Genomic DNA, 23,511 nt, shown 5'->3' on the forward strand with positions numbered 1-23,511 from the left:
CCCCACCGGCGACGAGCCGATGAGGGCGCGGGAAAGATCTGACGCTATCGGACTGCTTCGTGCAGGTCGAGCAGATCGACCCGGACGAACTTCCCGTCGGCCAGAGCATTCACGACGGTGCGCAGCGCCTTGGCGGTGCGACCGCCGCGACCGATGACCTTGCCCAGGTCCTCGGGGTGCACCCGGACCTCCAGGACGCGCCCGCTGCGAATGCGGCGTGCGCGGACCCGGACATCGTCTGGATGTTCGACGATGCCCTTCACGAGGTGCTCGAGAGCCTCCTCGAGCACGTCAGGCCTCGCCCTCGGTCTCGGCCGGGGTCTCGGTGGCCTCGGGGGCCGGAGCCTCGTCCTTCTTCTTGGCCTTCTTCGGCGTGGTGGCGGCCGTGCCGGTGTCGCCACCGGACAGGGCCTCCTTGGCCGCGGCCTCGTAGAGAGCGTGGCGGTCGGGCGCCGGCTCGGCGACCTTCATCGGCGCAGGGGCGGGCTCGCCCTTGAACTTCTGCCAGTCACCGGTGAGCTTCAGCAGCTTGAGGACCGGCTCGGTCGGCTGCGCGCCGACACCCAGCCAGTAGGCCGCGCGCTCGGCGTCGACCTCGATGCGCGAAGGGTCGTCCTTCGGGTGGTACAGGCCGATCTCCTCGATCGCCCGGCCGTCACGCTTGGTGCGGCTGTCGGCGACGACGATACGGTACTGCGCGTTGCGGATCATGCCGAGCCGCTTGAGCTTGATCTTGACTGCCACGGGTGTGGTCTCTCCTGCATTAGAGCGTGGGTGAACGGCATCTTGTCGAGTGGGGCACGACGCGAGGCCGCTCCAGGGACAGGCGCGGCCGGGCGGGAGATGAGAGGGCACCCACCTGGTCACGGTGTTCCAACATGTCATTGTGCCAGATCGCCGCCACCGTCCGCGCCAACGGACCACCATATTTGCTGCACGCACTGCTGGTTTCTGCTGTACGGCGGGCCGCCCCACCCACCACCCGCCGTAGCGGGCAGGGGTCTGTCACCTCAACGCCACTCCTGGCTCACGTTCGCCCCGCCGTAACGTCTCGCCCGAACCGTGGCCGACCTGGAAACCCAGGGAAGCCCGTCCGCGGAGGTGACCGGGTGCGCACATGGCAACGGCGGGCCGGGGCGGCCCGCCGTACCGGAGAAAGAGCTACTTGTCGTCGGGCAGGTTGAGCTTGCTCGGGTCGAAGCCGGGCGGCAGCTGCAGGCCCGGGGGCAGCTTGGGCTGCTTGCCGCCGAGGTTGCCGAGGAGGCCGCCGCCCTTCTTGGGCTCGGGCGTGTCCTGACCGTCGGGCGAGTCGGACGGCTTGCCCAGCGCGGCCTTGCGCGGGTCACCGCTGACGCGGCGGCCCTTGGCCTTCTTCTGCGCCTTGGCCGCCTTGGTGGCGCGACCACCGGGCATGCCCGGGATGCCCATGCCGCCGGCCATCCGCTTCATCATCTTCTGGGCGTCGAAGAAGCGGGTGACCAGGTTGTTCACCGCGGACACCGTGACGCCGGAGCCGGTGGCGATGCGGGCGCGGCGGGAACCGTTGATGATCTTCGGGTCCTGGCGCTCGGCGGGCGTCATCGAGCGGATGATGGCGGCGATGCGGTCCAGGTCGCGGTCGTCGATCGAGTTGATCTGGTCGCGCATCTGCCCCATGCCGGGCATCATGCCGAGCAGGTTCTTGATCGGGCCCATCCGCTGGACCATCTGCATCTGCTCGAGGAAGTCCTCGAGGGTGAAGTTGTCGCCCGACGCGAGCTTGCTGGCCATCTTGGCCGCCTGCTCCTCGTCGAACGTCTTCTGCGCCTGCTCGATCAGGGTGAGGATGTCACCCATGTCGAGGATGCGGGAGGCCATCCGGTCGGGGTGGAAGGCGTCGAAGTCCTCGACCTTCTCACCCGTCGAGGCGAACATGATGGGCTTGCCGGTGATGTGCCTGACCGAGAGCGCGGCGCCGCCGCGGGCGTCGCCGTCGAGCTTGGTCAGCACGACGCCGTCGAAGCCGACGCCCTCCATGAAGGCCTGCGCGGTGGTCACCGCGTCCTGACCGATCATGGCGTCGACCACGAACAGGACCTCGTCGGGCGAGACCGCGTCGCGGATGTCGGCGGCCTGCTTCATCATCTCCTGGTCGATGCCCAGGCGGCCGGCGGTGTCGATGATGACGATGTCGTGGTTCTGCCGCCTGGCCTCGTCGATCGACCTGCGGGCCACGCCCACCGGGTCGCCGACGCCGTTGCCCGGCTCGGGGGCGTAGACGGCCACGCCGGCCCGCTCACCGACCACCTGCAGCTGTGTGACCGCGTTGGGGCGCTGCAGGTCGGCGGCCACCAGCAGCGGCGCGTGGCCCTGCTCGCGCAGCCACCTGGCCAGCTTGCCCGCCAGCGTGGTCTTACCGGTGCCCTGGAGACCGGCGAGCATGATGACCGTCGGCGGCGTCTTGGCGAAGCGCAGCCTGCGGGTCTCGCCGCCGAGAATCTGGATCAGCTCGTCGTTAACGATCTTGACGACCTGCTGCGCCGGGTTGAGCGCCTGTGACACCTCGGCGCCGCGGGCGCGCTCCTTCACCTGGGCGACGAACGCCTTGACCACCGGCAACGCGACGTCGGCCTCGAGCAGCGCGATGCGGATCTCGCGAGCGGTGGCGTCGATGTCGGCGTCGGACAGCCGACCCTTGGATCGGAGGGAGGAGAAGACCGATGTCAGCCGGTCGGAAAGCGTCTCGAACACGTGGTTGGCCAGTCCTCGAAGCGAAAATAGGTCTGACTGTCAGCCTATCCGGTCCCTCAGCCGCTCCAGCCTGGCACGGCCATCCTGACCGTCAGCGCGTGTTCGACGAGATTGATCAGCGCGCTCTTGACCGAGTCCTTGGAACGGGCGTCCAGCCGCACCAGCGGGATGTGCGGCGCGAGGGTCAGCGCGTCGCGCACCTCGGTGTCGCTGTGCGCGTACTGCCCGTCCCAGCCGTTCACCCCCACGATGAACGGCAGCTGGGCCTCCTCGAAGTAGTCGATCGCCGGGAAGCTGTCTGCCAGGCGGCGCGTGTCCACCAGCACCACCGCGCCGATCGCGCCCCTGACCAGGTCGTCCCACATGAACCAGAACCGGTGCTGTCCCGGCGTGCCGAACAGGTAGAGGATCAGGTCGCGGTCGAGCGAAACACGCCCGAAGTCCATGGCCACGGTCGTGGTGGACTTCAGCGGCGTCATGCCGAGATCGTCGATGCCCGCGGAGGCGTCGGTCATGACCGCCTCCGTGGTCAGCGGCATGATCTCGGAGACCGCGCCGACGAACGTCGTCTTGCCCACTCCGAAGCCGCCGGCCACCACGATCTTCGTTGACGTGAGCCCGGGGCTAGAGCCTGCGAAGTCCACTGAGCACCCTTTCCAGCAGGTTGACGTCTGGCCTACCGGCGTCCAGGGCGGGCTGGTGCACCCGGACCAGACCTTCGGCCGCCATGTCGGCGATGAGCACCCGCACCACGCCCAGGGGGATCCGCAACAGCGCGGACACCTCGGCCACCGAGCGGACCTGCCGGCAGAGCTGGCTGATCGCCTGGTACTCCGGTGTGATGTGGGAGAACTCGCGGTGCTCGGCCGTAGCCGAGGAGACCAGGGCCTCCATGGCCAGCTTGACGCGGGGAGCGGTCCTTCCTCCGGTCACGGCGTAGGGGCGTACCGGGGAGGCGGGCTCCGCGGCGGGCGGCGGCATCGGATCCCACCCACCACTGTTCCATCTGGGGTCGGTCACGGCGCCTCCTTCGTCGGCCCCGTGACCAACGTGCTCTGTCTGATGATCGGCTCGGCAAGCTCGCTCACTGCATCATCACCTGGACTGGCTGGCACGCAGTTCGGCGCGCACCGCCGGGGTCAGCACCTGGCCGGCGCGGTCGACCATCAACGTCATCTGGTAGGCCACCAGCCCCATGTCGCAGTCGGGGGCGGCCAGCACCGCCATGCAGGACCCGTCGCTGATCGACATGATCAGCATCAGGCCCCGCTGCATCTCGACGATGGTCTGCGTGACGACGCCGCCTTCGAAGACCCTGGCCGCACCCTGCGTCAGGCTGATGAGACCGGAGGCGATGGCGGCCAGCTGGTCGGCCCTGTCGACCGGGAATCCGGCCGAGGCCGCCAGCGGTAACCCGTCGGATGACACGACGACCGCGTGGGCGACGCCGGGGACACTGGTGACGAAGTCGGTGATCAGCCAGTCGACTCCGCGTGCCCCGTGACTGAGGTCGTTCATGCGTCCTCCTCCCGTGAAAGCCTGGATTGGGCCCGGCCCTCGCTGAGGTCGTCACGGGCCGCTCGGAACCCCTGCTGGAAACTGGACAACCGGCTGCGCACCCGGTCGGGCGAGATCGACGGCATCGGCGCCACACCCTTGGGCGCCGACGCGGTGTCGGCCGAGCCGGGCACCAGGTTCGCCTTGGGCACCCGCTTGGGCAGCCCGGCGGCGGTCGACCCGTCGCGCACCGGCTCGACCACGGCCTCGGCCGCGGTCCATCCAGCGTCCGCCTGGGACGATCCCCAGGTGGCGCCGGTCTCGCTGTGCTCGAACCAGGCCGACTCGACCGAGGCGAAGATCGGCAGGTAGTCGTCGCCCTGGTTGACCGCGGGGATCGGGCCGGTGGCGGCCGACTCGGTCTCGGGGAAGTCGAATCCCTGCTGCCTCGGCTCGTCGGGCATCGGCCGCTTGGGCAGCTCGTCCCCGTTCCAGCCCGAGCCCCTGGAGGGCACCCACACGTCGGCGGTGTCGTACCCGCCGCTGCTGCTGCGCGGGTCGGCGGGCCACTGCGGCAGGGACGGCATCGACGGCATTGAGGGCATCGAAGGCATCCCCGGCCACGAGCCGTCGACCTGGGGGTTCGGCGGGAAGGAGGGGTGCGCGCCCAGGGGCGGCGCCCCCAGCGGCTCGGACGGGAAGGACGGGTGCCCCGACCCCATCTGGTAGGGGGCCTCCCACGGCGGCGGGCCGGTGAAGGTCTCCTGCGGCGGCGCCGGCGAGGTACCGGCGTACGCCGGGGTCTGGGCACCCAGCAGGACCTCGGGCAGCAGCACCATCGCGGTCATGCCGCCGTTGCCGTGCGGGCGGAGCTGGACACGGATGCCGTGGCGGTGCGCCAGGCGGGCGACCACGAACAGACCCATCCGCCGCGACACCGACACGTCGACCGTGGGCGCGTCCGTGAGGCGCGCGTTGGCCTGGGCGAACTCCTCCGCCGTCATGCCGATGCCGGAGTCGGTGATCGACAGCATCACGCCGCCGCCGTCGATCCTGCTGCCGGACACGGTCACCCTGGTCTCGCGCGGCGAGAACGACAGCGCGTTCTCCACCAGCTCGGCCAGCAGGTGGATGGCGTCGTTGACCGCCTGGCCGGCGACCGAGACGCCGTCGGGCACCTGCAGGACGACCCGTTCGTAGTTCTCGACCTCCGACAGGGAGGCGCGGGCCACATCGACCAGCTTGACCGGCTGGCTCCAGCGGCGCGGCGGGTCCTGCCCTGCCAGCACCAGCAGGTTCTCGCTGTTGCGGCGCATGCGGGTGGCCAGGTGGTCGAGCTTGAACAGGTTCGCCAGCCGGCTCTCGTCCTGCTCGCCCTGCTCCAGCCCGTCGATGAGGGTGATCTGCCGCTCGACCAGGGTCTGCGACCTGCGCGAGAGGTTGACGAACATGGCGTTGACGTTGGAGCGGAGCCTGGCCTCCTCGCCGGCCAGCCGTACCGCCTCGCGGTGGACCTCATCGAAGGCCCGCGCGACCTCGCCGATCTCGTCCTTGGAGGAGATCTCCATCGGCGGCACGTGCATCGCGTCGGGGCTGGCCTCGCCCTCGCGCAGCGTCTGGACCAGCTGCGGCAGCGTCTGGCCGGCGACCTTGAGCGCGTCGCCGCGCAGCCGCCGCAGCGGCCGTACCAGGGAGCGGGCCATCACGGCGGTGATGGCCAGCACCAGCAGCAGCAGGATGAGGACCAGCGCGATGTTCAGCGCCGCCACCTGCCGGTCGCCGCTCTGCAGGTCGGCGCTGCGCGTGGCGATCTGCTCGACCAGGGACTTCTGTACGGCGTGCAGCCGGTCGACCGTCTCGCTGATGGAGTCGAACCAGCGGGAGTCGTCGTTGGGCGCCGTCCGGTCGAGCCGCCGCAGCGACTGGCCCGCGTTGTGCAGGAACTCCACGCGGCCGACGTAGAACTCGGCACGGCCGATCTTCTGGCTGGCGACCGTGTCGTCGTAGAACTGGCGCTGGACGGGCGTGGCGACGGCCCGGAAGGCCGCGCGCTCGCTGTCACGCCGGGACTTCGCGTCGAGGAAGGCGTTGTACTCCGGTTCCTCGAAGGCGCCCCTGACGAGCGCGATCGACAGCAGGCCCCGCTGCTTGGAGGCCTCCTCCTCGGCGCCGGCCACAGCACGCAGCGCGGCGGCGGTGGAGACCAGCTGCTCGTCGGTCGAGCCCTGGCCGACCTCGTCGAACAGCTGCAGCATCTCGGCGATGGTCTCGGAGTACTTCTCCATCGTCGGCAGCGGCGGCAGCTGGGTCTTGGCCACGGTGTCGCGCAGCGAGTTCAGCTGCGAAAGCCGGGCGCGGACGTGGGCCAGCTTCTTGCGGCCCAGGTCGGAAAGTGAGTCCTCGACTCCGGCGGCCGTGGCGAGCACCTTGGCGACGGAGTTGTTGACGATCTCTTCCTGGCCGGAGAGCCGCTGCTTCTGGGTCTCCTTGCGGCCGGATGCCACGAAACGCGCCGACAGGTCCCGCTCCAGCGCGAGGTTGCGCGCGAGCTCGCCGAGCTGGGCCACGAGCCCGCTGACGTCATTGACCTGCTGGTACTGCTGCGCGCTCGTGATCGAGGTGGTGACGCGCAGCCCACCGAGAAGCACACCCACGATGGTGGGGATGGCGATGAGCGCGATGAGGCGCGTGCGCACGCGCCAGTTCCGCAGCGCGAACGAGCTGCCCGACCGGGGCACCCGTTCTGCCGGCACCTCACTGGCCATGGACTGACCTGGTAAGTCCGGAGTCGTACTACGACCGGATTCGGCCGTTGTCGTCCTCACTGGTGACAACCTCTCGCGCCTAGGCCTGCTTGAGAGATGAGCTGATTCGTCACGCGGACGAAGAGATCGCAGGCAAGTTAGGGCCCAATTTGAGCACAAACCTCTTAGTTCAGCCAACGCCTCGCAAGTTTTCAACCGTTCCAAACGGCATCGGATGCACCCAGCGAGCCCACGCGCACGCAGCGCAACCACATCGCCACCAATCAGGACATACATCCGAAACTGACACAGAGTGTTGATAGCGGTAATTCGGAATAATCGACCCTATTGGTGAAAAATCACCACAAACGCGGCATATGGCTTCATGTCTGATCGCGCTTGGGGGTACGCTTCACGCCCGGCATCGCCGATGCCGATCTCCAGAAGCTTCCCTGGTAGGAGAACCCCCCGATGACACGCACCTTGCGCGTCCGAGCTCTTGTTCTCGGCGTCGCGGCCGCGCTTTCTCTAGCCGCCTGCAGCGGTTCCAAAGAGCCGTCGAACTCCTCGGCTAACAGCAATGGCCTGGAGAAATCCACCATCAAGGTGGGGGCACTGCCGATTCCCGACTCCGTGGCGCTCTACCTCGCCAACGCCAAGGGGTACTTCAAGGAGGAGGGCCTGACGGTCCAGCCGGTCGTGATCCAGGGTGGCGCGGCAGCCCTCCCGCAGGTCAAGAGCGGCGCGCTGGACATCTCGCAGACGAACTACGTCTCCACCTTCCTGGCGGCGAGCACCGGCGAGAAGATCAAGCTGATCGCCGACGCCTACCAGGCGGGCCCGAACACCTTCAACATCATGGTTCCCAAGGACTCGCCCATCAAGACGGTGGCCGACCTCAAGGGCAAGACCGTCCTGGTCAACACGCTCAGGAACATCGCCACGCTCGCCGTGACCGCCACGCTCAAGACCGCGGGCCTGACCGAGAAGGACGTCAAGTTCGCCGAGAAGCCCTTCCCCGAGATGGGCAACGCGGTGGCCACCGGCCAGGCGGACGCCTGCTGGATCACCGAGCCGTTCATCACCGCGAACCAGAGCAAGCTCGGCTTCCGCAAGCTCGCCGACACGATGACGGGCCAGACCGAGGACCTGCCGATCGCCGGCTGGATGGCCACCGACGAGTGGTCGCAGAAGTACCCCAAGACGCTGGCCGCCTTCCAGCGCGCCATCGCCAAGGCCCAGGCGCTGGCCGCCAGTGACCGCAAGTCGATCGAGGCCATCCTGCCCACCTACACCAAGATCGACGCGCAGACCGCCTCGGTGATCACGCTCGGCACCTACCCCAACGCCCTCAGCGTGAACAGGCTCCAGAAGGTGGCCGACCTCATGCTGGAGTACAAGTACATCCAGAGCCCGATCGACGTGAAGTCGGTCATCTCGGCTCCCGCGGGCGGATGACGGGTAGACGACTGCTCCGCGGCGCCGCCGGCGCCGCGGGGTTCCTGGCTGTCGCGGAGCTGGTCTTCCGCTTCGGCCTCGGCGAGAACGTGGACTTCCCGCCGCCCTCGACCGTGCTCTACCAGGCCGCGCGCATCCTGGCCGACGGCGACTTCCTGGCGGGCGTCGGTCAGACGCTGACCAACTGGGCTCTCGGGTTGCTGGCCGCCGTCGTGGTGGGCGTGACCGCGGGCGTGCTGCTCGGCTCGCTGTCACCGGTGGAGCGCGCCATCAGGCCGCTGCTGGAGTTCCTGCGGCCCATCCCGTCGGTGGCGATCATCCCGCTGGCGATCCTGCTGATCCCCGACGACGGGATGATGAAGATCTCCGTCATCGTCTACGCCTCGATCTGGCCCATCCTCATCAACACGCTGTACGGCATGCGGGAGGTGGATCCCCTCGCCAAGGAGTCGCTGCGGAGCTTCGGATTCGGGCCGCTCGCCGTACTGGTGCGGGTGAGCCTGCCCAGTGCGGCGCCGTTCGTGGCGACCGGGGTCAGGATCGCCGCGGGGATCGCGCTCATTCTGGCCGTCAGCGCCGAGCTGCTGGCCGGCGGCACCGCGGGGATCGGCGTGTTCGTGATCCAGGCGGGCAGCGGCAACAGGACCGACCTCATCCTGGCGGCCACGTTCTGGGCGGGCGCCATCGGGCTCATCGCCAACGCCGTCCTGCTGGCCGGGGAGCGCCGGCTGTTCCGCTGGCACAAGATCAGGACCGGGATGGTGCAGTCATGATGGCGCTGGCCAGGCTCGGAGTCGTCGCGGCCGTGCTGGCCGTCTGGGAAATCGTCACGCGGGCGCTCCAGGACAACGACTTCCCGCCGCCCACGATGATCGTCCAGAAGATGCACGAACTGTGGTTCTCGGGTCCGGCCACCCGGCTGTTCCTGACCGACGACGCGGTGGCCAACATGCTGCCCAGCCTCGGGCGCATGTTCGGCGGCTGGGTGCTGGCCGCGGTGATCGGCGTGATCCTGGGCATGCTGCTCGGACGCTCGCGGGTGGCCACCGACTACGTGGACGCGCTGATCGAGTTCGGCCGCGCCATCCCTCCCCCGCTGCTGCTGCCCGCCTTCCTCGTGGTCTTCCACGCCGGGCTGCGGCTGCAACTGGCCACGATCGTGTTCGGCGTGATCTGGCCGGTGCTGCTCAACTCGATCGACGGGGCCAAGGCGGTCGACCGCGGCTACCTCGACACGGCCACCGTGTTCGCGCTGACCAGGACGCAGCGCCTGCGCCTGGTCGTCATCCCCGCCGCCTCGCCCAAGATCTTCGCCGGCCTCCGGCTGAGCCTGTCGCTCGCGCTGATCCTCATGGTCATCTCCGAGCTGTTCGGCAGCACCGACGGCCTCGGCTACCAGCTGCTCCAGGCCCAGCGCAGCTTCGACACGCCGGGGGTGTGGGCCACCATCGCCCTGCTCGGCCTGCTCGGCTGCACGGCCAACGCGCTGTTCGTGTTCGCGGAGAACCGGCTGCTGATCTGGCAGCGGCAAGCCACCAGAACCGCCTGACGGGAGTTTGCATGTCCAACACCGACGACCTCCTCTGGGGAGCGGTCGCCGATCTGTCCCGCTTCGCCGCCCTCTACACCATGGCCGAGCTCGGCCTGGCCGACCATCTGGCGCAGGGCGCGCTCGGTGTCGGCGAGCTGGCCACGCGCTGCGAGGCCGACCCGCCCGCGCTACGCCGGGTGCTGCGCGAGCTGGCCGGGATGGGGATGGTGCGCACCCTCGGCTCCGACCGCTACGACCTGACCGAGACGGGCAACGCGCTGCGGTCCGACGCGCCCGGCTCGATCCGCTCGTCGATCCGCATGCTGGGCGAGGAGGGGTTCTGGTACGCCATGGGCAACCTGCCGGCCACCGTACGGCAGGGCAGGTCGGCGTTCGCGCAGCGGTACGGCCCGCTGTACGAGCACCTGGCGGCCAACCCCGAGACCGGGCGGATCTTCGACGAGTACATGCTGGGCAGGGCGATCCCGTTCGCCGAGAGCCTGGTCAAGCGCTTCGACTTCTCGGCCGTGCGGACCCTGGTGGACGTGGCGGGCGGCAAGGGGCACATTCTGGCCACGGTGCTGCAGGCGCACCCGGAGATGCGGGGAGTCCTGTTCGACCTGGAGCACGTGGTCGCGCGGTCCGGGGAGCTGATCGCGGCCGAGGGGCTGGCCGAGCGGTGCGAGCTCGTGGGCGGGGACTTCTTCGCCTCGGTGCCCTCCGGCGGCGACGCCTACCTGCTGGCCAGCGTGCTGCACAACTGGGACGACACCGACTCCGTACGGATCCTGCGCAACGTGCGCGACGCCATGAACCCCGGCGGGCGGGTGCTGCTGCTCGAGGCGGTGCTGCCCGACGACGACGCGCCGCACCTGGGCAAGGACGTGGACATGCGGATGCTGGCCATCTTCGACGGCGGGCTCGAGCGCAGCAGGGAGGAGTACGCCACCCTGCTGCGGCAGGCGGACCTGGAGCTCGTCCAGGTCGTCGACCTCGCCACCGGCTCCAGCCTCATCGAGGCCCGCGCCAGCTAGAACCGAGAACTCACGACAGATCCTGAAATCGACACATAGGTGATCCAGTGACGAGAATCATGATCATCGGGGCCGGGATCGGCGGGCTGACCGCGGCACTGAGCCTCCGGGCCGCGGGCCTGGACTGCGTCGTCGTGGAGGCGGCGACGGCGCTGCGACCCCTGGGCGTGGGCATCAACCTGCAGCCGCACGCCGTACGGGAACTGAGCGAGCTCGGCCTGGGCGAGCGGCTGGCGGCAGCGGGCCTGGCCGTCACGTACATGACGTTCACCGACCGGCACGGCGGCACGATCCTGGCGCTGCCCCGGGGGCGGGCGGCCGGCTACCACTGGCCGCAGTACTCCATCCACCGGGGCGAGCTGCAGATGATCCTGCTCGCCGCGGTCGGCGCGGACAACGTGCGCCTGGGGACGCGGTTGCACGACTTCGAGCAGGACTCCGGCGGCGTCACGGTCGTGCTGCGCGAGGTGGCCACCGGGCGGGAGTACCGCGAGCGGGCGGACGTGCTGGTCGGCGCCGACGGGATCCAGTCGACCACCCGGGCCCGCCTGCACCCGGACGGCGACCCGCTGCGGTGGTCGGGCATCCAGATGTGGCGCGGCGTGGGCGAGGGCGACCCGATCATGGACGGTGCCACCGTGCTGGTGGCCGGTTCGAACCGGTCCTCGCGGATCGTCACCTACCACATCTCCCCCGCCGAACCGCGGCTGATCAACTGGGTGGCCGAGGTCAAGGTGGGCGAGCCGGGCACGATCGACCAGGCCGACTGGTCGCGGGCCGGGCGGCGGGAGGACGTGGCCAGGCACTACGCCGACTGGAAGTTTCCGCACGTGGACATCCCCTCGCTGTTCGCCTCCTCGGCGCGGATCCTGGAGTACCCGATGGTGGACCGGGATCCGCTGCCGTTCTGGGGCGAGGGACGGGTGACGCTGCTCGGCGACGCCGCCCACCCGATGTACCCGATCGGCTCGAACGGCGGCTCGCAGGCGGTGCTCGACGCCCGGGTGCTGGCCAAGTGGCTGGCGACCGAGCCCGATCCGGCGGGAGCGCTGGCCGGCTACGAGGTCGAGCGGCGTCCGCCGACCACCCAGCTGATCCTCGGGCATCGCGCCCTGCCCATCGAGGAGATCGTCCAGCTGGTGACCGAGCGGGCGCCCGGCGGGTTCGCCGACATCGCGGACGTGCTGACGGCGGAGGAGCTGGGCCGCATGGCCGCGGGCCAGCACGGCATCACCGACTCCGACGTGCGGGCGCTCAACGAGCGCGCGTCATGGAGTGTCCGTTAGCACGGACTTGACGTCGATGGGCGCCTGGAGGTAGCCGTACTCCTTCATCAGGTCGGCCACCTTCTGCAGCTTGCCCGCGTCGACGGAGACGGGGAAGACGCCGAGGGTGATCTTCGAAGCGGTCGCCGCGTCGATCTTGGTGTAGGTGGGCAGCACCGCCTCGACCTCCTTGCGGTCACCCGCGGCCAGCCGCTGCGCCTTGCTGATCGCCCGCTTGAAGGCGGCCAGCGTCTTCGGGTTGTTCTTCACCCAGTCGTCGGTGGCGACCCAGGCGGCGATCGGCAGATCCGCGGTCTCGTTCACCATCGTGTCGGCGAGCTTGGTGAAGCCCTGCTGCGCCTGGGTGGCGGTGATGAACGGCTCGGTCATCCAGGCGGCGTCCGCCTGGCCCGCAGCCACCGCGTTGGCCATGTCGGGGAACGGCTTCTCGGCGAACTTGACGTCGGTGGCCGCGAGCCCGGCGGCCTTCAGCGTGGTGATGACGGCCAGCGTTCCGACGTTGTTGAGGGTGTTGACCAGGATCGTCTTGCCCCTGAGGTCGGCCACGGTCTTGATGGGCGATCCCTTGGCGACCATGAGGTCGAAGGTGTTGGGCGCCGCCTGGTAGAGGCCGCCCACCGACCTGATCTTCTCGCCCCTGTTCGCGGCCAGGAAGGTCGAGACGGGCTCGTGGCATTTTGCGAGCTCCCGCCAGGCATGAGGCATTTGCCGATAGAGTCACCGTATTGTCCACGGATTTCGCCCCCAAGGAATTCGGTTTGCTCGAAATCAACAGCCTCACGCACACCTATGGCGAGGGCGCGGGCGCCCATCACGCCATCGACGGGTTGAGCCTCAGTGTCGCCGAGGGTGAGCTGCTGTGCATCGTCGGTCCCTCCGGCTGCGGCAAGTCGACGCTGCTGCGCTCCATCGCCGGGCTGATCACGCCCACCGGCGGCGAGATCCGCGTCGGGGGCGAGCTGGTCCGCCAGACGCCGGACAACCTCGCGGTCGTCTTCCAGGACTACAGCCGCTCGCTCTTCCCGTGGATGTCGGTGGCCGACAACGTGGCGCTGCCGCTGCGCCGCAGGGACATGGACAAGAAGCGCCGCCGCGAGGCCGCCCAGGAGGCGCTGGAGTCGGTGGGGCTCGCCGATGCCGGCCGTAAGTATCCCTTCCAGCTCTCCGGCGGCATGCAGCAGCGCGTGGCGATCGCCCGCGCGCTGGCCTACCGGCCCGCGCTGATGCTCATGGACGAGCCGTTCGGCTCGGTCGACGCGCAGACCAGGGAGGACCTGGAGGACCTGGTGCTGAAGGTGCGCGGCCACCACACGATGACGATCGTGCTGATCACCCACGACATCGACGAGAGCGTCTACGTGGGCGACCGGGTGGTCGTGCTGTCCAAGGCCCCGGCGCACGTCGTCGGCGACCTCAAGGTGGACCTGCCCGCCCCGCGCGACCAGATCTCCACCCGCGAGCACCCGGACTTCGTCCAGCTGCGCGCCGAGGTCGGACGCCTGGTCCGCGGCGTCGCACCTGTCTCTTAGAAGAGTCACGGCTCTTCTCATAGAAGAGTTACAGCTCTCTCAGGAGAGTTACGGCTCTCTTGGAAGAGTTACGGCGAGCCGCCCCACCGGCCGCCCGCCGCACTTCGGCTGAGGGCCCGCCACCGGCGATCCTGGCGAGTCGGTGACGGTCGCCCGCCGTCACGGCGCCCGGTCGGCCGCCATCTCGGGCTCGTCGACAACCGCCACCCTGACCAGCGATGGATCCGTCTCCCACAGCGGAATGGCGAAGACCGCGGTCCGCCCGCCCACGGCGTAGGACACGTAGCGCGAGCCGTCCTCGTCCCAGGCGTCCTGGACGTCCGAGCTGAGCCAGCGCGACACCGAGCAGTAGGCCGGGCTGCGGTAGAGCTGCCGCAACGAGGCCTCGAGCGGCGGTGGGAACCCGCCCGGCGCCATGGCCAGCGGCTTGCGGATCCGGACGATCAGGCGCCGCAGCGGCGTCAGCCAGTAACGGTCGAGCTCCGCCGAGAGCCCGAGCAGCACGGCGACCTCGGCCACGCCCAGGCCGGCGAGCCAGGCGCTCACCCTCAGCGGCCCCGCCCAGACGGCGGCCACGCTCATCGCCAGCAGCAGGCCCGCCCGCAGGAAAGCCCGCCGGTTCAGCGGGGTGGCGTGCGAACCCAGGCACCCGCAGGACGAGGCGGGCGCGTTCACCCTGGCGTACACCAGGTAGCCGACGAAGCCGGCCGAGAGCGCGGCGGCAGCCGTACCCTCCCAGACCTCGTGCGGAGGCAGCACCAGCACGCCGGCGACCGCCAGCTCGGCCAGCGCCACCAGGCGCAGCGCGGGGACCGCGCGCGCCGGGCCGACGAGCCTGGCCAGCGCGGTCTTGTCCGGATGCCCCCGCGAGGACAGTTTGGCCAGGCCCGCCCAGGCCAGGAAGACGGCGATCACGTACGGCTGCAGCGCGGCGATCCCTTGCATCTGTCGCTCCTGTGACTTCGTGCGGGAGGGACTCCCCGCCCCGATCCTGGGCGGGGAGTCTCCGGGGTGCCTAGTGCGGGGAGAAGACCGAGGCGATGTCGACCTCGTTGGTGTCGGGGCGCCAGGCCCCGAGGATCTGGACGTGCTGGCCCACGCTCAGCAGCGACAGGTCGCCGGTGGGCGGCGCGTCGGAGCGCACGGCGACCGACTTGCCCGCCACGACGTGGCAGAGGATCTCCTGCCCGTTGTGGTCGAGGTGCACGGTTTCGCTGGAGATGTTCCTGATGTGGCCCTTGATGTTGACGATGTTGAGCCACACCGCCTCGGCCGCCAGCATTCCGTCGGGCATCCTGACGCCGCGCGCGTAGAGGCCGTCACCGGGCATGGCCTGGTCGAAGCCGACGGGCCCGAGCTTCCACAGGGAGGTGCCGTCGACCACTCTGATGCGGTGGAAGACCAGGTTCGACCCGAGGACGAGGAGAGTGTTGCCGTTGATCGAGCGGATCCTGCCCTCGGCGAAGTTCGGGTCGGGAGCGCCGGGATCGGCCTGCGGCGCGGGGGCGGCGAACGCGGCCTCCGGCCCGAGCGAGCCCATCACGGTCGCGGCGATGACACTTGCGCCGCCGCCGAGCACCGCGGACTTGAGCATCTGCCTTCTGGTGGTCATCCTCGGCCTCCTACACCGTCGAGATCTCGCACGGCCGCAGGCCGGAGGAGAGGCTGGCGATGCGGCTGTAGGCGGCAGGGGTGAGGTCGATCAGCCGGTTGCTGGCGCACGTGGAGCCGCAGCAGCTGCGCTCGCCGCAGAACAGGTCGGTCTGCGGGCCGCAGTCGGCGATCGAGGTGACGACGCTGCCTCCACCGCACAGCGAGGTCGTGCGGTGCTGGAAGCCGCAGGTCCTCCTGGACAGGCCCACGCCGCAGGTGTCGGGGTGGGTGATCGCCCAGCAGGAGTCGGAGGTGTTGGGCCAGGCGTGCTGCAGGCTTCCCGAGTTGCAGGTGCCGCAGGCGCCGTGCCCCGCGGTACCGCAGGGGCCCCAGGCGTTGCCGCAGCAGAACCAGGAAACCTCTCCTTGGACGGGACCGAGTAAGTCGGCCGGCGGGTCAGCGGGCATGCGTGTGCCTCCTTGGGGGGTGGGCTCCGGCATTGAAACTTTCTGACCTGATCTATGAGTAACATGTAAGAATCTTTCGTCAATGCCCAATTTTTCAGGCCCTGGTCAGAAGGCTTTGCCGGGATCGGTCATAGGGGATGCGACCTCTGACCAAGCACGGGAACGGCTCCGCCCCTGACCGCATAGGCGGTCAGGGGCGGAGTCGTAACGGCGATCAACCCCTCATCACCGGAGGAGCGTCTCCCTGGACAGGGCCCGGCCCCGTGCGGTGGGTGGCGGTGGGGCGGCCTGCCGTAACGGGAGAATCTACGCGGGGGTGTGCATGTGCCGGGTGAGGGCGTGCTCGACCAGCGTGATGAGGGTGGTCTTGACCGAGTCGCGGGAACGGGCGTCGAGGCGGATGATCGGGGTGACGGGGTTGAGCGAGAGGGCCTCGCGTACCTCGTCCGGATCGTGCATGAACTGCCCGTCCCAGCCGTTGATCCCGATGACGAACGGCAGCTTGGCCTCTTCGAAGTAGTCGATGGCCGGGAAGCTGTCGGCCAGGCGGCGCGTGTCCACCAGGACGACGGCGCCGATCGCGCCGCGGACCAGGTCGTCCCACATGAACCAGAACCGGTGCTGTCCGGGCGTGCCGAACAGGTAGAGGATCAGGTCCTGATCCAGCGATACGCGGCCGAAGTCCATGGCCACGGTGGTGGTCGTCTTGTTCGGAGTGAGCGAGACGTCGTCCACACCCGCGGAGGCGTCGGTCATGACGGCCTCCGTGGTCAGCGGCAGGATTTCCGAGACCGCGCCCACGAAGGTCGTCTTGCCCACGCCGAAGCCCCCGGCCACGACGATCTTCGTCGAGGTTAGGCCGGGGCTAGAGCCTGCGAAGTCCACTGAGAACCCTTTCGAGCAGGTTAAGGTCCGGCTTACCCGCATCCAGCGCAGGCTGGTGCACGCGGATAAGGCCCTCCGACGCCATGTCGGCGATCAGCACCCGGACCACCCCGAGCGGCTGCCGTAAAAGAGCGGAGATTTCGGCAACTGACCTGACGTTGCGGGTCAGTTGGATGATCGCCTGATATTCCGGACTTAGTAGTGAAATGTCTTGGTATTCCGACGTCACGGAGGACACGAGTGCCTCCATGGCGAACTTCATCCGCGGAGCTGTCCGCCCCCCGGTCACGGCATATGGCCGTACCAGGGAACTCGGCTTCTGCGGACGGGGCGCCGACGGGTGCGGCGGAGTATCACCAGCCCAACCTTGACCTGACACCATGTCTCCTGTCACCGCCCGGCTAGCGGGGGCGGGCCGCCTGCAGCTCGGCGCGGACGGCCGGGGTGAGCACCTGGCCTGCCCGCTCGACCAACAGCGTCATCTGGTAGGCCACGAGGCCCATGTCACAGTCTGGCGCCGCGAGCACCGCGAGGCAGGATCCGTCGCTGATCGACATGATCATCAATAGGCCTCGTTGCATCTCGATGACGGTCTGGGAAACCATACCGCCCTCGAAAACCCGCGCGGCTCCCTGAGTCAAACTGATCACACCGGAGGCGACCGCGGCCAGTTGGTCCGCCCTGTCCTTGGGGAACCCCTCTGAGTAGGCAAGCGGCAACCCGTCGGACGACACCACGACCGTGTGCGCCACACCTGGCACGTTGTTGACGAAATCAGTGATCAGCCAGCTGATGCCACGCGCTCCCTGGCTCAGTTCTCTCATTTCTCCTCCTCATTCTCTTCTCCGCGGGTGAACGCGCGGCCTTGCCGGACACCCTGCTGGAAGCTGGAGAGCCGGCTCCGCAACCGCTCGGGAGAGATCTGCGGCGCCGGTGACGTGGGCTGGGGCTCTGCCAGGCTGGCCGTGCCCGGCACCAGGTTGGCCTTGGGTACCCGCCGCGGCAGGCCGGAGGCCGTGGTGCCGCCCTGGACGGGTTCCGCCGCCTGCTGGGCGGCCTGCCACCCGCTGTCGGCCGGCGACGACCACGAGGCGCCCGCACCCGACTGGCCGGGCCTGCGCTGCGGCAACGCCGGCTTGTCGATGGTGTCGGCGGCCGGCGGCTCCGCGACGGGCTGCGGCGGCGCCTGCGGCTCCGGCTCGAACGGAGGCTGGGGATTGAGCTCCGCGGGCTCCGGGCGGCGGAACCAGTCGGAGCCCACCGACGAGAAGATCGGCAGGAACTCCTCGTTGTCCTCTTCCTCGATGGGCGAGTTGCGCACCACGGGCAGCGGGCCGGTCATGTCCTGCGAGGTGTACTCGCGCCGCCCGAAGGCGCTGAAGGGGGAGTCCCCGTTCTGCGGCAGCGGCTCCTCGGCGAAGGACGGCCAGCGCGGCGCCTCCTGGTTGTAGGAGGAGTGGCCGTTCTGGCTGTACGGCTCCTCGGCGAACGACGACCAGCGCGGGGTCTCCTGCGCGGGCGGCGGCTCGGCCGCGAAGGACGGCCAGCGCGGCTCCTCCTGTACGGCGGGCGGCTCCGTGGCGAACGACGGCCAGCGCGGCTCGTCCTGGGCGGGGGCAGGCGGCTCCTCGGCGAAGGAGGGCCACCGCTGCTCCTCCTGGGCGGGAGCCGGCTCGTCGGCGAACGAGGGCCAGCTGGCGCCCACCGGCCACTGGGTGTCCACCGGGGACCCGGAGTCGCGCACGTCCGGCGTGTCGATCGCGGACGGAGCGGAGTAGACGCCCTGGGGATCGCCGAACATGCTCGGGTCGAAGTTGGTGAAGCTGTCGTACTGGCCCCGCTGCTGCGGAACCGTGCCGCCCGGCTGCGCGATGAGCATGTCGGGCATCATGACCAGCGCGGTCAGGCCGCCGGTCTCCCGCACCCGCAGCTGCACCCTGATGCCGTGGCGCAGCGCCAGGCGGCCGACCACGAACAGGCCCATGCGCCGCGAGACGGCCACGTCCACGACCGGCGGGTTGGCCAGGCGCCAGTTGGCCTCGCCCAGCTCTTCGGCGGTCATGCCGATGCCCAGGTCGCTGATGGAGACGAGCACGCCGCCCTCGGTGGGCGCGCTGGTGACCTGGACCTTGGACTCGCGCGGCGAGAACGAGATGGAGTTCTCGATCAGCTCGGCCAGCAGGTGGACGGCGTCGGTGACGGCCGGGCCGGCGATCAGGATGCCGGACGGGATCTGGATCTGGACCCGCTCGTAGTTCTCGACCTCCGACAGCGAGGCGCGGGCGATGTCGACCAGCGGCACCGGCTCGCTCCACTTGCGGGCGGCCTCCTGGCCGGCGAGGACCAGAAGGTTCTCGCTGTTGCGGCGCATGCGGGTGGCCAGGTGGTCCAGGCGGAACAGGTTGGACAGTCGCTGCTCGTCCTCTTCACCCTGCTCCAGGCCCTCGATGAGCTGCAGCTGCCGCTCGACCAGCGTTTGCGACCTGCGCGAGAGGTTGACGAACATGGCGTTGACGTTGGTACGCAGCTTGGCCTCGTCGCCGGCCAGCCTGATCGCCTCGCGGTGGACCTCGTCGAAGGCCCGGGCCACTTCCCCGATCTCGTCCCGGGTGTTGACGCCGACCGACGGCACGTCGGGTACCGCGGTGCCGTCGCCGGACTCGCGCAGCACGCGGACCGTCTCCGGCAGCCGGGTGGTGGCCACCTGGAGCGCCTCGGCGCGCAGCCGGCGCAGCGGGCGGACCAGCGAACCGGCCACGCGGGTGGTGATCACCAGGACGAGGAGCAGCAGCACCAGGATCAGCGCGCCGGAGATGATGGCGTTGCGCTGCTCGGTGTCGCTCAGGTCGCGGGTCTGGGCCACGATGCGGGTCGCCAGGCCGTCCTCGACCTTGCGCATCGCGTTGGCCTGCAGGTCGGTGCTGCGGTACCAGAGGTCGAGGTCCTTGGCCCTGCTCCGGTTGGTGACGTCGAGGTCGCGGATCTCCTTGTACTCACGCAGCTGGGCCAGTGCGCGCTGGCGCATCGCGTCGGCACGGTCGATGTCGGGGCCGCGCATGACCTTCCGGTAGGCCTGCTGGTCCTGCGCCTCGGCCTCCTTCTCGAAGGTGGCCAGCATGGACTGCTGGGTGTTCCACGAGCCGAGGAAGTCCGACAGGTCGTCGTAGTCCATCTTCCGCTCGACCAGGGCGACGACGAGGATGACCTGCTGGCGGGAGACCTCCTCCTTGGCGCGCGAGAGTGCGGTCAGTGCGGCCACGTCACCCTGGAGCCGGTCGTCGTTGACGCCGTCTCCCAGGTCGTCCTGGAGGTCCTGAAGGACCTGGATCATGCTGGAGAACGTCCTGATCGCGGCCCGGGGCGGCACGCTGTTGCCCACGATGTTGGCGCGCAGGCCGTCGAGACCGGTCAGCCACCTGCGGATCTGGGTGACCTCGTCGAGCACGCGGGCCGAGTGCGAGGCGTCGATGGACGACATCGCCTCGACGACCCGCTGCTTGGCCGCGTCGACCTTCTGGCGCTCGGCGCGCAGCTGCCCCATGCCGCGCGGGCGCCGGCTGTCGGCGACGTACCACGCGGTGAGCAGGCGTTCCTTGCCGAGCTCGTGCGTGAGCACGCCGACACGTTGCACCAGCTCGGCGACCTGGGTCAGCCGGCGGTAGTCGGCACTGGTGCCGATCGCGTTCGCCAGCTGCACGCCGGCGAGAAGCACGCCCACGATGGTGGGAATGAGGATCAGCGCCACCAGCCTCGAGCGCACGCGCCAGTTGGCAAGCCGGAACCGTCCGCCTGTGTAGTCCCCTGACGACCTCGTGTGCCGGGGGTCTTTCGTCCTCACTGAGTCTCGCAACCTCTCGCCGTTACGTGCTCGAAAATCTGACACGCGTGGGGCGCTTGGGATTCTGCGGGCTGGGTAATTGGAACACAACCCGTACCAGATCGGCCAACCGAACATTTCCCATCAAATACGCCCAAAGTGTCACTTAAGGGCGCATACCGCCGCGCATGATTTCAGGCAGGCCTGAAGGAGTCGTGCTCCACGGGGGCCGCGTGCTTGATCATCAGGTGGCGCGTCACGGAGTACTCCTGGACCGCCTCCTGGCTCATGTCCTTGCCGAAGCCGCTGCCCTTGACCCCGCCGTGCGGCGCCTCGCTGGCGATGGGCAGGTGGTCGTTCACCCAGGTCACGCCCACGTCCAGGCGGTGCGAGACGCGCATCGCGCGGGCGACGTCCCGCGACCAGACCGAGGAGGCGAGCCCGTAGCGGGTGTCGTTGGCCAGGCGGACCGCCTCGTCCTCGCCGTCGAACGGGAGCACCACCAGCACGGGTCCGAACAGTTCTCCCTGGACGATCTCGCTGTCCTGGGCAACATTCGCCACAAGTGTGGGCGGGTAGTAGAAACCCTCGCCCGGCAGAGCCGATCCGCCGGTCACGATCCGGCCGCCGGAACGGGCGACGAAGCCGTGCACCCGCTCGCGGTGCGCTGCCGAGACCAGCGGGCCGATGTCGGTGGCCGGATCCCACGGGTCGCCGACCGTGATCGCGGCCAGCTTCTCGCGCAGGGCCTCGACGGCCTGGTCGTACACCTGCCTGGCGACGTAGACGCGGGTGGCCGCGGTGCAGTCCTGGCCGGTGTTGTAGGTCGCGCCCATCGCCACGCCGCGGGACATCTCGGCCAGGTCGGCGTCCTCGAAGACCAGCGCCGGGGCCTTGCCGCCGAGCTCCAGGTGAACGCGCTTGAGCGCCTGCGCCGCGCCGCTCATCACGCGGCGCCCGGTCTCGGTGGAACCGGTGACGCTGACCATGTCCACGCCCGGGTCGGTGACCAGTGCCTCGCCCACCTCGCCGTCGCCCAGCACGACCTGCACCAGCCCGTCGGGCGCGCCCGCCTTGGCGAACAGCTCGGCCAGGCGCAGCGTGGTGCGCGGCGTGGCGGGCGCCGGCTTGATCACCACGGCGTTGCCCGCGGCGACCGCGGGCGCGACCTTCCAGATGGCCATGATGAACGGGAAGTTCCACGGCGCGATCGAACCGACCACCCCGACCGGCCTGCGTACCAGCACCGAGGTATAGCCGGCGCTGAGGACTCCGGCGCCGGTGCCGTCGAGCGAGCGGGCGGCGCCGGCGAAGAAGCGCAGGTTGTCCACCGCGAAGGGCAGTTCGCCGTCACGGAAGACGGCGGCCGGCTTGCCGGTCTCCTCGACCTCGAGCCGGGTCAGCTCCTCGCTGTCGGCCTCGACCAGGTCGGCCAGGCGCAGCAGCAGCCTGGCCCGCTCGGCCGGAGTGGTCTGCGACCACTCGTGGAAGGCCTCACGAGCCTTGCGTACGGCTTGCGCCACACCCTCGACCGGGGTGTCGGCGATCTCGGCGAACCCGCGACCGGTGGCGGGGTTGATCAGTTCACGCATCGGTTCAGCTACCCAGTTGCTCGATCAGGTCGGCGGCCTTGCGCAGGCCGTCGCGGTTACGGATCTCCTCACCGGCGGCCGCCAGGCGGGCGCGCAGCTCAGTGTCGCCGAGCAGCCGCTCCAGCGCCCCGGTGAGCTCCTCGTCGGTGAAGGAGTAGGTCGACAGGCGCACGCCGTAGCCGAGCTCGTGCACGCGCTGCGCGTTGTCGTACTGGTCCCAGAACAGCGGCAGCAGGATCATCGGCTTGCCGAAGTGCGCCGCCTCGGTGGTGGTGTTGTTGCCGCCGTGGGTGATCACCAGGTCGCAGAGCGGGATGATCTTCGTCTGCGGCAGGAACTCGGAGCCGTACATGTTGTCGGCGAGCTTGATCTCCGCGTGCAGCGGGCCCTTCGAGACGATGTACTGGTGCGGGGTCTGCGCCAGCACGTCGATCACCCGCTGCATGAGCTCCACGTCGGAGGAGCCGAGCGAGCCGAGCGAGAAGTACACCAGGGAGCCCTCGTTGCGCTCGAAGGGCAGCTCGAAGGACTCGTCGGTCTCGCGGACGCTGGAGTCGAGCCGGTGCCAGGTGGCCCCGAGCGGGCGCTCGCCGACGTAGTCCAGGATCTCCGGGTAGACGTAGAGGTTCAGGTCGCCCTCGTGGATGAAGTCCAGGTCAGGCAGCGGCTGCGTGCCCTGCTCCACGCACCACTGGTTGAAGGCGCCCCAGACCTCGCGGTGGGTGCGCTCGTACTCGGCGCGGAAGGCGTCCCACTCGGAGCGGTCGTCCGCGGGCAGGCCGGAGAAGACCGGCGCGACGTTCTCGCCGCGGACCTCCAGCGGGTTGCAGGAGACGATGCGGACGAACTTCTTGCCCGCCGTGAGCAGCGCCGGGAACGTGATCACGTTGTCCTCGACGATCACGTCCGGGTTCACCCGCTCGATGATGGCCTTGAGCTGCGGCTCGCAGTACTTGACGCCGTCGATCAGCGAGTCCCAGATCGGCTTGGTGACGGTCTCGAGCTGCTCGCGCGTGTTCTTGCGGTACTCGGGCGCGGTCTCCCTGATGAAGTCCTTCCAGAACTGGCCCGCGTCCTGCTCCTCGGCGTCCTCGGCCGGAGGCGCCAGGTCGACCAGGTCCTCCTCGAAGCCGAGAGCCTCAAGCTTGCCCTTCCACGAGGCTTCGGCCGCGAAGACGACCCGGTGGCCGCGGCGACGCAGGATGTCGCCGATGCCGATGCTGTTGTTCGTCGGCCCGTAGGCGCTTTCCGGCATGAACAGGATGGTGAGAGTCATCATCGCTCCGGGTGGACACTTGACTTGAACGGGAATTCAAATACCTGTCTAGCGTGAAGGTCAACTTCAGTG

General features: G+C 69.4%; 23 protein-coding genes. 6 read left to right on the forward strand and 17 right to left on the reverse strand.

Annotated elements, in window-relative coordinates; genetic code table 11:
- Window positions 1-44 precede the first annotated feature (44 nt).
- The 7 genes from ACIBHX_RS37770 to ACIBHX_RS37800 form a co-directional block, all read right to left on the reverse strand.
- On the reverse strand, window positions 45-290 hold the full coding sequence (locus ACIBHX_RS37770) for an RNA-binding protein (RefSeq protein WP_214326199.1): 246 nt from the start codon (window positions 288-290) through the stop codon (window positions 45-47).
- A gap of 1 nt (window position 291) precedes the next feature.
- A complete protein-coding gene (rpsP, locus tag ACIBHX_RS37775) occupies window positions 292-744 on the reverse strand; it encodes a 30S ribosomal protein S16 (protein ID WP_397072240.1) in 453 nt (150 codons plus the stop codon).
- A 417-nt stretch (window positions 745-1,161) separates the two neighbouring features.
- Window positions 1,162-2,730, reverse strand: coding sequence for a signal recognition particle protein (ffh, locus tag ACIBHX_RS37780; RefSeq protein WP_397072241.1), 1,569 nt, complete (start codon window positions 2,728-2,730; stop codon window positions 1,162-1,164).
- Between the two features lie 56 nt (window positions 2,731-2,786).
- Window positions 2,787-3,374 (reverse strand): GTP-binding protein, encoded by a 588-nt coding sequence (locus tag ACIBHX_RS37785; protein WP_397072242.1) that lies wholly within the window; start codon window positions 3,372-3,374, stop codon window positions 2,787-2,789.
- Complete coding sequence (locus tag ACIBHX_RS37790) at window positions 3,355-3,711, reverse strand: DUF742 domain-containing protein (protein ID WP_397072340.1); 357 nt, start codon at window positions 3,709-3,711, stop codon at window positions 3,355-3,357. Before ACIBHX_RS37790 ends, ACIBHX_RS37785 begins: the two co-directional genes overlap by 20 nt.
- A gap of 114 nt (window positions 3,712-3,825) precedes the next feature.
- Window positions 3,826-4,248, reverse strand: coding sequence for a roadblock/LC7 domain-containing protein (locus tag ACIBHX_RS37795; protein WP_397072243.1), 423 nt, complete (start codon window positions 4,246-4,248; stop codon window positions 3,826-3,828).
- Window positions 4,245-6,992: a nitrate- and nitrite sensing domain-containing protein gene (locus tag ACIBHX_RS37800; RefSeq protein ID WP_397072244.1), complete on the reverse strand. Its 2,748-nt coding sequence runs from the start codon at window positions 6,990-6,992 to the stop codon at window positions 4,245-4,247. The genes ACIBHX_RS37795 and ACIBHX_RS37800 overlap by 4 nt, the downstream gene beginning before the upstream one ends.
- Window positions 6,993-7,442: 450 nt before the next feature.
- Between ACIBHX_RS37800 and ACIBHX_RS37805 the strand changes: the two genes are divergently transcribed.
- From ACIBHX_RS37805 to ACIBHX_RS37825, 5 genes are read left to right on the forward strand one after another with little or no spacing between them, the layout of a single operon-like run.
- Window positions 7,443-8,429: an ABC transporter substrate-binding protein gene (locus ACIBHX_RS37805; protein ID WP_397072245.1), complete on the forward strand. Its 987-nt coding sequence runs from the start codon at window positions 7,443-7,445 to the stop codon at window positions 8,427-8,429.
- Window positions 8,426-9,202, forward strand: a complete 777-nt coding sequence (locus tag ACIBHX_RS37810; protein ID WP_397072246.1) for an ABC transporter permease — start codon at window positions 8,426-8,428, stop codon at window positions 9,200-9,202. Before ACIBHX_RS37805 ends, ACIBHX_RS37810 begins: the two co-directional genes overlap by 4 nt.
- On the forward strand, window positions 9,199-9,978 hold the full coding sequence (locus tag ACIBHX_RS37815) for an ABC transporter permease (RefSeq protein WP_397072247.1): 780 nt from the start codon (window positions 9,199-9,201) through the stop codon (window positions 9,976-9,978). The genes ACIBHX_RS37810 and ACIBHX_RS37815 overlap by 4 nt, the downstream gene beginning before the upstream one ends.
- A gap of 11 nt (window positions 9,979-9,989) precedes the next feature.
- Window positions 9,990-10,994 carry a methyltransferase gene (locus ACIBHX_RS37820; protein ID WP_397072248.1) on the forward strand — a complete coding sequence of 335 codons (1,005 nt, stop codon included), beginning with the start codon at window positions 9,990-9,992 and terminating at the stop codon, window positions 10,992-10,994.
- A gap of 47 nt (window positions 10,995-11,041) precedes the next feature.
- Entirely contained in the window at window positions 11,042-12,280 is a 1,239-nt protein-coding gene (locus ACIBHX_RS37825; protein ID WP_397072249.1) for a flavin-dependent oxidoreductase, read from the forward strand.
- Here ACIBHX_RS37825 and ACIBHX_RS37830 read toward each other — a convergent pair.
- Window positions 12,263-12,985 carry an ABC transporter substrate-binding protein gene (locus ACIBHX_RS37830; protein WP_397072250.1) on the reverse strand — a complete coding sequence of 241 codons (723 nt, stop codon included), beginning with the start codon at window positions 12,983-12,985 and terminating at the stop codon, window positions 12,263-12,265. The genes ACIBHX_RS37825 and ACIBHX_RS37830 overlap by 18 nt on opposite strands.
- 53 nt (window positions 12,986-13,038) lie before the next feature.
- Between ACIBHX_RS37830 and ACIBHX_RS37835 the strand changes: the two genes are divergently transcribed.
- The gene (locus tag ACIBHX_RS37835; RefSeq protein ID WP_397072251.1) at window positions 13,039-13,809 is read left to right on the forward strand and encodes an ABC transporter ATP-binding protein; all 771 of its coding nucleotides are present in this window, start codon (window positions 13,039-13,041) and stop codon (window positions 13,807-13,809) included.
- Between the two features lie 159 nt (window positions 13,810-13,968).
- Here the strand turns inward: ACIBHX_RS37835 and ACIBHX_RS37840 are convergent, their stop codons facing one another.
- The 9 genes from ACIBHX_RS37840 to ACIBHX_RS37880 all read right to left on the reverse strand — a co-directional run bounded on the left by ACIBHX_RS37840 (window position 13,969) and on the right by ACIBHX_RS37880 (window position 23,439).
- Window positions 13,969-14,754, reverse strand: a complete 786-nt coding sequence (locus ACIBHX_RS37840; RefSeq protein ID WP_397072252.1) for a MauE/DoxX family redox-associated membrane protein — start codon at window positions 14,752-14,754, stop codon at window positions 13,969-13,971.
- A gap of 70 nt (window positions 14,755-14,824) precedes the next feature.
- Window positions 14,825-15,421, reverse strand: a complete 597-nt coding sequence (locus ACIBHX_RS37845; RefSeq protein WP_397072253.1) for a cell wall protein — start codon at window positions 15,419-15,421, stop codon at window positions 14,825-14,827.
- 10 nt (window positions 15,422-15,431) lie between these two features.
- On the reverse strand, window positions 15,432-15,869 hold the full coding sequence (locus ACIBHX_RS37850; protein WP_397072254.1) for a hypothetical protein: 438 nt from the start codon (window positions 15,867-15,869) through the stop codon (window positions 15,432-15,434).
- Between the two features lie 306 nt (window positions 15,870-16,175).
- Window positions 16,176-16,754 (reverse strand): GTP-binding protein, encoded by a 579-nt coding sequence (locus ACIBHX_RS37855; protein ID WP_397072255.1) that lies wholly within the window; start codon window positions 16,752-16,754, stop codon window positions 16,176-16,178.
- The gene (locus ACIBHX_RS37860) at window positions 16,735-17,136 is read right to left on the reverse strand and encodes a DUF742 domain-containing protein (protein WP_397072256.1); all 402 of its coding nucleotides are present in this window, start codon (window positions 17,134-17,136) and stop codon (window positions 16,735-16,737) included. The genes ACIBHX_RS37855 and ACIBHX_RS37860 overlap by 20 nt, the downstream gene beginning before the upstream one ends.
- Before the next feature lie 19 nt (window positions 17,137-17,155).
- Entirely contained in the window at window positions 17,156-17,578 is a 423-nt protein-coding gene (locus ACIBHX_RS37865; protein WP_397072257.1) for a roadblock/LC7 domain-containing protein, read from the reverse strand.
- Window positions 17,575-20,514: a nitrate- and nitrite sensing domain-containing protein gene (locus ACIBHX_RS37870; protein WP_397072258.1), complete on the reverse strand. Its 2,940-nt coding sequence runs from the start codon at window positions 20,512-20,514 to the stop codon at window positions 17,575-17,577. Before ACIBHX_RS37870 ends, ACIBHX_RS37865 begins: the two co-directional genes overlap by 4 nt.
- Before the next feature lie 251 nt (window positions 20,515-20,765).
- The gene (locus tag ACIBHX_RS37875; RefSeq protein ID WP_397072259.1) at window positions 20,766-22,163 is read right to left on the reverse strand and encodes an aminobutyraldehyde dehydrogenase; all 1,398 of its coding nucleotides are present in this window, start codon (window positions 22,161-22,163) and stop codon (window positions 20,766-20,768) included.
- A 4-nt stretch (window positions 22,164-22,167) separates the two neighbouring features.
- The gene (locus ACIBHX_RS37880) at window positions 22,168-23,439 is read right to left on the reverse strand and encodes a glycosyltransferase (RefSeq protein WP_397072260.1); all 1,272 of its coding nucleotides are present in this window, start codon (window positions 23,437-23,439) and stop codon (window positions 22,168-22,170) included.
- Window positions 23,440-23,511 lie beyond the last annotated feature (72 nt).

The sequence above is a fragment of the Nonomuraea sp. NPDC050536 genome (genome assembly GCF_044457685.1).
Lineage (GTDB): Bacteria > Actinomycetota > Actinomycetes > Streptosporangiales > Streptosporangiaceae > Nonomuraea.

What these genes read in the sequence shown, in the direction of transcription:
- ACIBHX_RS37865 (WP_397072257.1), bottom strand. Translation starts at nt 17,578, where the DNA reads ATGAGAGAACTGAGCCAGGGAGCGCGTGGCATCAGCTGGCTGATCACT.
- ACIBHX_RS37875 (WP_397072259.1), bottom strand. Translation starts at nt 22,163, where the DNA reads ATGCGTGAACTGATCAACCCCGCCACCGGTCGCGGGTTCGCCGAGATC.
- ACIBHX_RS37820 (WP_397072248.1), top strand. Translation starts at nt 9,990, where the DNA reads ATGTCCAACACCGACGACCTCCTCTGGGGAGCGGTCGCCGATCTGTCC.
- ACIBHX_RS37850 (WP_397072254.1), bottom strand. Translation starts at nt 15,869, where the DNA reads ATGCCCGCTGACCCGCCGGCCGACTTACTCGGTCCCGTCCAAGGAGAG.
- ACIBHX_RS37880 (WP_397072260.1), bottom strand. Translation starts at nt 23,439, where the DNA reads ATGACTCTCACCATCCTGTTCATGCCGGAAAGCGCCTACGGGCCGACG.
- ACIBHX_RS37860 (WP_397072256.1), bottom strand. Translation starts at nt 17,136, where the DNA reads ATGGTGTCAGGTCAAGGTTGGGCTGGTGATACTCCGCCGCACCCGTCG.
- ACIBHX_RS37840 (WP_397072252.1), bottom strand. Translation starts at nt 14,754, where the DNA reads ATGCAAGGGATCGCCGCGCTGCAGCCGTACGTGATCGCCGTCTTCCTG.
- ACIBHX_RS37830 (WP_397072250.1), bottom strand. Translation starts at nt 12,985, where the DNA reads ATGCCTCATGCCTGGCGGGAGCTCGCAAAATGCCACGAGCCCGTCTCG.
- ACIBHX_RS37815 (WP_397072247.1), top strand. Translation starts at nt 9,199, where the DNA reads ATGATGGCGCTGGCCAGGCTCGGAGTCGTCGCGGCCGTGCTGGCCGTC.
- ACIBHX_RS37790 (WP_397072340.1), bottom strand. Translation starts at nt 3,711, where the DNA reads ATGCCGCCGCCCGCCGCGGAGCCCGCCTCCCCGGTACGCCCCTACGCC.
- ACIBHX_RS37810 (WP_397072246.1), top strand. Translation starts at nt 8,426, where the DNA reads ATGACGGGTAGACGACTGCTCCGCGGCGCCGCCGGCGCCGCGGGGTTC.
- ACIBHX_RS37845 (WP_397072253.1), bottom strand. Translation starts at nt 15,421, where the DNA reads ATGACCACCAGAAGGCAGATGCTCAAGTCCGCGGTGCTCGGCGGCGGC.
- ACIBHX_RS37795 (WP_397072243.1), bottom strand. Translation starts at nt 4,248, where the DNA reads ATGAACGACCTCAGTCACGGGGCACGCGGAGTCGACTGGCTGATCACC.
- ACIBHX_RS37800 (WP_397072244.1), bottom strand. Translation starts at nt 6,992, where the DNA reads ATGGCCAGTGAGGTGCCGGCAGAACGGGTGCCCCGGTCGGGCAGCTCG.
- ACIBHX_RS37805 (WP_397072245.1), top strand. Translation starts at nt 7,443, where the DNA reads ATGACACGCACCTTGCGCGTCCGAGCTCTTGTTCTCGGCGTCGCGGCC.